The 7687-nt window shown below is 43.6% G+C and carries 10 protein-coding genes and 1 tRNA gene; all 11 read left to right on the forward strand.

Features of this window, described 5'->3' with window-relative positions; translation table 11 throughout:
- Positions 1–10 precede the first annotated feature (10 nt).
- The 11 genes from DLD82_RS06515 to DLD82_RS06565 all read left to right on the forward strand — a co-directional run bounded on the left by DLD82_RS06515 (position 11) and on the right by DLD82_RS06565 (position 7630).
- Positions 11–616, forward strand: coding sequence for a CheR family methyltransferase (locus DLD82_RS06515; protein WP_109940307.1), 606 nt, complete (start codon positions 11–13; stop codon positions 614–616).
- A gap of 6 nt (positions 617–622) precedes the next feature.
- A complete protein-coding gene (locus DLD82_RS06520) occupies positions 623–1222 on the forward strand; it encodes an MBL fold metallo-hydrolase (protein WP_109940308.1) in 600 nt (199 codons plus the stop codon).
- 3 nt (positions 1223–1225) lie between these two features.
- Positions 1226–1822 carry an MBL fold metallo-hydrolase gene (locus tag DLD82_RS06525; RefSeq protein WP_109940309.1) on the forward strand — a complete coding sequence of 199 codons (597 nt, stop codon included), beginning with the start codon at positions 1226–1228 and terminating at the stop codon, positions 1820–1822.
- Between the two features lie 135 nt (positions 1823–1957).
- Positions 1958–3262, forward strand: a complete 1305-nt coding sequence (locus tag DLD82_RS06530; RefSeq protein WP_109940310.1) for a protoporphyrinogen/coproporphyrinogen oxidase — start codon at positions 1958–1960, stop codon at positions 3260–3262.
- Position 3263: 1 nt separating this feature from the next.
- Positions 3264–4241, forward strand: a complete 978-nt coding sequence (locus tag DLD82_RS06535) for a glycosyltransferase family 4 protein (protein ID WP_109940311.1) — start codon at positions 3264–3266, stop codon at positions 4239–4241.
- Complete coding sequence (locus DLD82_RS06540; RefSeq protein WP_109940312.1) at positions 4238–4936, forward strand: glycosyltransferase; 699 nt, start codon at positions 4238–4240, stop codon at positions 4934–4936. Before DLD82_RS06535 ends, DLD82_RS06540 begins: the two co-directional genes overlap by 4 nt.
- 86 nt (positions 4937–5022) lie before the next feature.
- Positions 5023–5820, forward strand: a complete 798-nt coding sequence (locus DLD82_RS06545; RefSeq protein WP_109940313.1) for a response regulator — start codon at positions 5023–5025, stop codon at positions 5818–5820.
- Between the two features lie 44 nt (positions 5821–5864).
- Positions 5865–5936 (forward strand) — tRNA-Arg (locus DLD82_RS06550).
- Between the two features lie 160 nt (positions 5937–6096).
- Entirely contained in the window at positions 6097–6237 is a 141-nt protein-coding gene (locus DLD82_RS06555; protein ID WP_181391291.1) for a type I restriction-modification enzyme R subunit C-terminal domain-containing protein, read from the forward strand.
- A 223-nt stretch (positions 6238–6460) separates the two neighbouring features.
- Positions 6461–6709 carry a hypothetical protein gene (locus tag DLD82_RS06560; protein ID WP_281267992.1) on the forward strand — a complete coding sequence of 83 codons (249 nt, stop codon included), beginning with the start codon at positions 6461–6463 and terminating at the stop codon, positions 6707–6709.
- 177 nt (positions 6710–6886) lie between these two features.
- The gene (locus DLD82_RS06565; protein ID WP_109940316.1) at positions 6887–7630 is read left to right on the forward strand and encodes a Fic family protein; all 744 of its coding nucleotides are present in this window, start codon (positions 6887–6889) and stop codon (positions 7628–7630) included.
- The last annotated feature ends 57 nt before the right edge of the window (positions 7631–7687 follow it).

Genomic DNA, 7687 nt, shown 5'->3' on the forward strand with positions numbered 1-7687 from the left:
AGAAGACACCATGGCTTTTACCTTCTTTTTCCGGGATGCCCAGACATTGGATCTTGCCATCGACCACTTTCTTCCCTTTATCCAAAGCAGGCGGACCATTACCATCTGGAGTGCAGGCTGTGCCATGGGCCAGGAACCATACACGTTTGCAATTCTCCTCCGGGAACGTATGGGACCAAACCTCTTTCGGAACGTAAAGATTTATGCAACCGATATTGATACCTACAACCAGTACGTCCAGGTAATCGGAACCGGACGGTACCCGGAGAAAGATCTGCAGCGAATACCCCCGGAGATCTTCAGCCAATACTTCAGAACAGATCCAGCCGATCCCGGATATGTATATATTTCCGATGAAATAAGAACGTCAGTTGTGTTCAAAAAGCATGATCTACTCACGTTTGAGCCAATCCGGACCGGAGTTCATATGATTATTTGTAAAAATGTGCTCCTTCATTTTTCCGCAGAAGAGCGGCTGAAGGTCTGGAAGATGTTCTATGATTCACTTGAGGCCGGCGGTTTTATGCTTCATGAGCACACACAAAAACTTCCGGAAGAACTGAATGATTGCTTTACCCGGATAGTGATGAATGCACAGATATTCAGGAAAATTTAAAAATCCATGATCATTCATAACCTTACTGAACAAAGTGAGTATTATACCTCAAATGTATGGCACATCTGCGGGCAGTACAATACAATGACTGATTGTAATACTCTCATTGATACCGGAAGGGACCCGGAGATCCTGAATTTGCTCACTTCAGCAAGGTGCGGTCTTGGAAAACATATCGTTGAACAGATAATCCTGACTCATTCACATTTTGACCATGCAGGTATGTTATCTGCACTTGTCAATTCCTATCATCCCAACGTCTATGCCCATCCGGCAAGCAGAATTGAGGGTATTATCCCCCTTTCTGACCGGATGAAGATACAGGTGGGTGAACAGGAATGCACCATTGTATTCACTCCGGGGCATAGTGAGGATTCGATTTGTGTTCTTTGTGAGGAAGAACACCTGCTTTTCTCCGGTGATATTCCAATCCGGGTATATTCTGATGATAGCACCTTTACCCGGCTCTTTGTTGATGCATTTGAACTCTTTGCAGCTTCAGAACTCAAGGTAGTGTATCCGGGACACGGGGATCCAATCACGTATAATGTTCCCCATCTCATCGACGAATCACTTCGGAATATCCACCACAGTCAAATTGTATAAGACATGCATATCAAAAACCTTACAGAAGAGAGTATCATCTATACATCAAATGCCTGGCTGTGTTCGTGTAATTCACCGGATACACGATGCAAAATCCTCATTGATACCGGATGCGATCCAGCAATTCTTGATATCCTCAGGGAAATTAAGATTAGAAGCGGAAGAACGCCGGTGGATCACATCATCCTGACTCATAATCATTATGATCATTCACGACTCCTCGGACCGGTAAAGGAGGAGTACGAACCGGTAATCCATGCATCATCCCAATACACTGCCGGAGTAGATCATATCCTTGGTGATGGTGATGTTATTGAGTGTGGGAACTGTCACTTTGAGATAATCGCAATACCCGGGCATACATCAGATTCGGTCTGCATTTATTGTCCAGAAGAAGAGATTCTTTTTTCCGGCGATACACCGGTCATTATCTGGGGCACCGAAAATACCTATGAAAAATCATTTGTCAAGGGGTTTGAATACATCGCCGTGAAAAAAATCAAGGCCATATATCCGGGCCATGGAGAGGTTATATATAATGAAATCCCTGCCATTATGCGTCAATCTTTGGAAAACCTGAAAAACAGCCGAATCTTTTGAGAGTAATTTTCTGATTTTGCCTGCAGACATTTTTGTGTTAGCCGGCCAAACATGTAAACGCAAACCCGGAATTTATACTATGATACTATCCAGAAAGCATAGCAGGTTTACCATCATTTCCCTTCCATTCACATTATGAAAACGATTATTCTCGGAGGAGGACTTACCGGAATCACTCTTGCCCGTCTCCTCTCAAAGCGGGGCGAGGAAACTGTCGTTCTTGAGCAGGAGAGGATTCCCGGTGGCCTGTGCAGATCACAGGAGATACAGGGATTCACCTTTGATACCGGCGGATCCCACATCATCTTTTCACGGGACACTGAAGTCTTATCCTTTATTCACGAAGTACTCGGCACGAACCGGGCAGAGCGGGCACGAAATACCAAGATTTTATACAAAGGAAAATATGTAAAATACCCCTTTGAAAATGCCCTTGCAGAGCTCCCTCCGGAGGACTGTTACCACTGCCTCCACGAATATATAAAAACCCTCATTGCATCAGAGAAAGGGGAGTTTTCAGACCCAAAAAACTTTCACGACTGGATAGTCCAGACATTCGGCAGAGGGATTGCTGATGCCTACCTGATTCCTTACAATACAAAGATATGGAATTATCCTCCGGAACTGATGTCTGCACACTGGATGGAAGGCAGGGTTCCCCGGCCCCCCGTTGAAGACATATTAAAATCTGCGGTGGGCATTCCAACCGAGGGATACACCCATCAGGCAATATTTTCCTATCCGGTAACCGGCGGAATAGAATCGCTTATCCATGCCATGGCAGAACCAGTCCGGGACCGGATTATCACCGGATTTACGGTTACTTCCATCACCAGACATGATGAGGAATTTAAGGTCAGTAATGGAAGAGACACATACACAGGAGACCGGATTATCAGTACCATCCCGCTCCAGAACCTGCTTCCCTGCCTTGAAAGTGTTCCGGAGAATGTTCGAAAGGCGGTAGCAGACCTCAGATACAACTCAGTCGTTTCTGTGGGTGTAGGCATAAAAGGAGAGATGCCACCATATTCCTGGGCATATATTCCGGATGCAGATGCAACGTATGCAAACCGGATCTCATTCCCATCCAATTTTTCAGATTCGGTGTCTCCTGAAGGCTGCTCTTCGGTTCTTGCAGAGATTACCTACAATGACGGTGACAAGGTCTCACAGATGTCAGACGAACAGATTCTTGACCATATCCTTGCGTCACTCACAAAAATCGGGCTTTTCTCTCCGGACCAGGTACAGGCAACCTGTGTTACCAGGAATACCTTTGCATATGTCGTCTATGATCTTGCATATCTTGATAACATTGCAATAATCAGGGATTATTTCAAAGATACGAGCATCTCTCTTGTCGGACGGTTTTCGCAGTTTGAATATCTGAATATGGACGGGATTATTCGCTCGGTCTTTAATTTTCTCAAGGATTGACATGAAAGTAAACTTTGTCGTTGAAGACATGTTTGTCTTTAAATACATCGGGTGTTCAACGGTTGCTAGATCGCTGTACCGTGGGCTGAAGAATAGTAATGGGATCAATATCAGTTGGGAGCGGTACAAATTCGATGCAGATATCTCTCATTATCATACATTCGGGCCGATAGCACTGTTAAACCGAAGATTTGCATCAGGTAAGAAACTCCTGACCGCTCATTCCACTCCCCGGGTCAATGTCGGAAACCTTGCTCTGACCAATACCATCAATAAGAAGTATCCGGAGATCTACCGGAAATTTGACCATATCGTCACCATTTCAAAGACCTGTGAGGATGAGATAAAAGAGATGGTACCTGACGTTCCGGTCACGAGAATTCCAAATGGGATTGATCGGGATTATTTTTCCCCGTCGAAGAAAAAACGCGAGGATTTCAGGGATTTGTGGAATATTTCACCTGATGAGAAGGTTGTCCTGACCGTCGCCCAGATAAGTCCCCGGAAAGGAATTTACACTTTTTTGGACCTTGCACTTAAAAACCCGGACACCCGGTTTATCTGGGTCGGCGGATTTCCGTATGGTCCGGTTTCAAAGGATTACCTGAAGATAAAGATGAAGAAGCAGAGTCTTCCGGATAATATCCTGTTTACCGGGTTTGTCAGGGATATTGCCGAGGCATACAATGCAGCGGATGTATTTTTAATGCCAACCTATGCTGAAACATTCGGCTTATCCGTCCTTGAAGCACAGTCCTGCGGTCTTCCGGTTATTGCCCGGAGTATTCCTGAATTCCACGAAGTGTACGAAGATTCCATCAGGTACTTTTCATCTGTTTCTGATGCAGATGCACAGTTACACGATGATCAGTCACTCCGGACCTGTGCCGCTCAAGCACGGGAGTATTCGTCACGGTATGATATCAGAGATGTGTGCTTCGACCATCTTTCCCTTTACAAGGAGCTTATTTCATCATGATTTCTGTAGTTATTCCCTCATTTAACGAAGAAGAACGAATTGAACGTTGTCTTATATCACTTACAAAACAGAACCTGCCCAAAGACGAGTACGAGATTATCGTGGTGGATGGCGGATCAAAAGATAAAACCCGGGAAATTGCAGAGAAGTATGCAGATCTGGTTTTTATCCAGACCAGCCCGAAGGTCGGAGGTGCCAGAAATGACGGAGCCCTACGCGCAAAAGGAACAATAATTGCCACCACCGACGCTGATACCATCCTTCCGCCTGACTGGCTGTCAAGAATTAAAAAAGGATTTGAAAACCCTGATGTCGTACTGCTCTATGGTCCGGTAAAACCGGTTGAAGCAACGATAAAAAACCGGCTTTACCTATTCCTGGCAAACAGTTTTGCCCATATCGGGTACCTGACCGGAACTGTCCTCTTTACTCTCGGATGCAACAGTGCATTCAGGGCAGATGTTTTCAAAAAAGCCGGTATGTACCGGGTATCTGATGCAGGGGACGACCTCGAAGTTGCACACCGGATGAGAACTCTCGGAAAGGTAAGATTTGACCGTAAACTGTTTGTCTGGTTTTCAATGCGAAGGTATGACCAGTTTGGAGCACTTAAGTCAATTTATGAATGGTTTTATATTGTTTTTCACGGAGGAGATGCTGATAAGTATCAGTATACGAAACGTGAGTACCGGTAAAATTCAATAACCGGGAAATAAATAAACCCAAATACGCATAGAGATAATATCGCGACTGGCAGATATCTCCATCCGGCAGGAAAATAATGTTTGAGTCACACAAAAATCCTTTGCATGAGATTCTCATTGTTGAAGACGATGAGATCATTGCAACACTGATAGAACGATTTCTCACTCAGCATGATTATGTAGTGTGTGGCAAGGTTGCATCAGGAGAAGAAGCCATATACAAAGCAGCAGAACACCTGCCTGATATTGTCCTCATGGATATCAATCTTGCAGGAAAGATTGACGGGATTACTGCAACCAAATTTATCACGGCAATGTTTCAGATTCCGGTCATATTCCTGTCCGGACAGGATGATGAGACCACCCTTGAAAGGGCTACTCTGGCTGAACCGGCAAGTTTTATCATCAAACCTTTTAATGCAAAGGATCTCTATTCCAATATCGATATTGCCCTTCACAATGACCGGATTCTGAAAAAATCAAAAGATTACCAGCCGAGTAAAATCCGGCGCATTGCACGGGCTGCATTGTCAGAACTTGATGCGTACTTCATCCTTGACAAAAGGGGAAGGATCATGTTCGTCAATCCCTACGGAGAGCATCTCCTGAATGTTGACCGGAATGATGCCATCTTAAAACCAATCGGTAAATACCTGACATTTTATGATACCAGACAGAATACGGTTTTTTCGGATACATTCAACGATGTTATCAGGGAAAGTCTGGTTCTTGGTATCCGGCACCATATCGCGGTGAAGATGAGTGATAATTCCTACCGGCATGTTGTTCTTCAGTCAACCTCAATCCGGGACTCTGAAAATGAGACTATCGGAATGATGGTCCGGCTTCATATGAAGACGAAAAGTGAGATATGAATACCTTCATATCTGATTAGGGATAACATATGCAGGCACGGTTAGTCCCGGTAGGGTAGTGGATATCCTAGAAGCCTGCGGAGCTTTTGACCTGGGTTCAAGTCCCAGCCGGGACGTTGGAGCGGTTTTTTCGCTTTCTTTTCTAAAATAATATTTTATTACGACGGTTACGTTTTTTCATACCTCCGGGTAGACCAATCTCGGAATTTGTCTTTCATGGAATAACGCAGGATTATTCTGATTGATAGATCCAGAAACCCGGTTCCGGAGAGATTATTGATACAATTATGGAAAGCTGGGAATGGTCATGTTTTTTCAGATGAGCAGGCCCTGTGGCTGGAGATTATCCGGGACCATATTGGAACTTCTCTCAGCATTGAGATAGATGATCTGGATAATCTTCAGGTATTCCTTTGAGAACAGAAAAACAATGAGTAAATACAGCAGGGAGGAGAACTATGACAGATTACGATGAGATTGGAGACAGGTGGACTAAGCAGGCAGTCCATGATCTCCAGATTGCTGTAAAGAATCTTTCAATCGGGCGGGTAGTTTCTGAATGAATGATCCGGTCATTGATGTATTCCGGTCAGAGATACTTCCAAGACTGATTGAACTCTTTTAGCCTGAAGAAGTTATCCTGTTTGGTTCACGGATGCAGGGAACTGCTCATGATGAATCAGATCTTGATGGAATAGTAGTATCAGAGTCTTTCCGGGATGTTCTCCAGCATGAGCGATTTCCCCTGGTCAGAAAAAGAATCAGAACTGAGTACTCAATTGATTATCTCTGTTATACTCCGGAAGAGTACGAACGGATGAAGACCAGATCGAGTGTTCTGGAGAGTGCATTATCCGGACCGCATCAGGCAGTTTTTGGGACTGTTTGAAATGTTTTAAAAAAAGTTCATATGTTTTTTATTTTTTAATTTGTTACTATTCACTTTCGCCATATAACATGGATAGTATTACAGTACGTTAATCAGGAAAACCTGACACATATTACTACAGGTCTCTCTAAGTCAGGAATTCCGGACTTAAAAGAAATTCAAATATGGAGCATATGAATGATTGAAAGCAGAGCAGGCGTAACAGTTCGGCAAAAAGAGGGCTACATGGCTTTTATACCAAAACCACTCCCACCAGAACCTCCTCTTGAACTTAGTAGCAAATTACTCTTCCTCCTCTCTCATGCAGATCGAGCTCTTGCTCGTCTTGATGGTATTACCTATGTTCTTCCTAGTCCGGACCTTTTTCTTCGAATGTACATACGGAAAGAAGCTCTTCTTTCTACTCAGATTGAAGGAACCCAGGCTACCCTGAAAGGAGTTCTTGCATACGAAGCCGATCTCCCCTCTTCTGATGATCCTAAGGAGATCATCGAAGTAATTAACTATATTTCTGCAATGGAACAGGGATTAAACCGAGTTTCTGATATAGACATTTCTCTCATCCTTTTACTTCATAAAATTCTCATCACTGGTACAAGAGGGGCATCAAAAAAACCAGGAATACTCCGGGATATTCAAAATTATATCGGACCGCCAGGTTCTACAATATACGAAGCCGTTTTTGTTCCTCCACCTCCTGAAAAAGTGACTTCATTACTTGGAGATCTCTTATTATTCTGGAATAGTGAGGATTCCTTACCTCCGCTCATTAAAGCATCTCTCATACATGCACAATTTGAAACAATACATCCTTTTCTGGATGGAAATGGGAGATTAGGTAGACTTCTAATCATACTCTATCTGTGTGAAAAGGAAGTACTCCATAAACCTCTGCTTTATCTAAGTCTTTACTTGACCTAAGTTTATGAATTTATAACTTACAAATGACTAATTCGCTTTTCTTCAAACAATTTTTTG

The sequence above is a fragment of the Methanospirillum stamsii genome (assembly GCF_003173335.1).
GTDB lineage: Archaea > Halobacteriota > Methanomicrobia > Methanomicrobiales > Methanospirillaceae > Methanospirillum > Methanospirillum stamsii.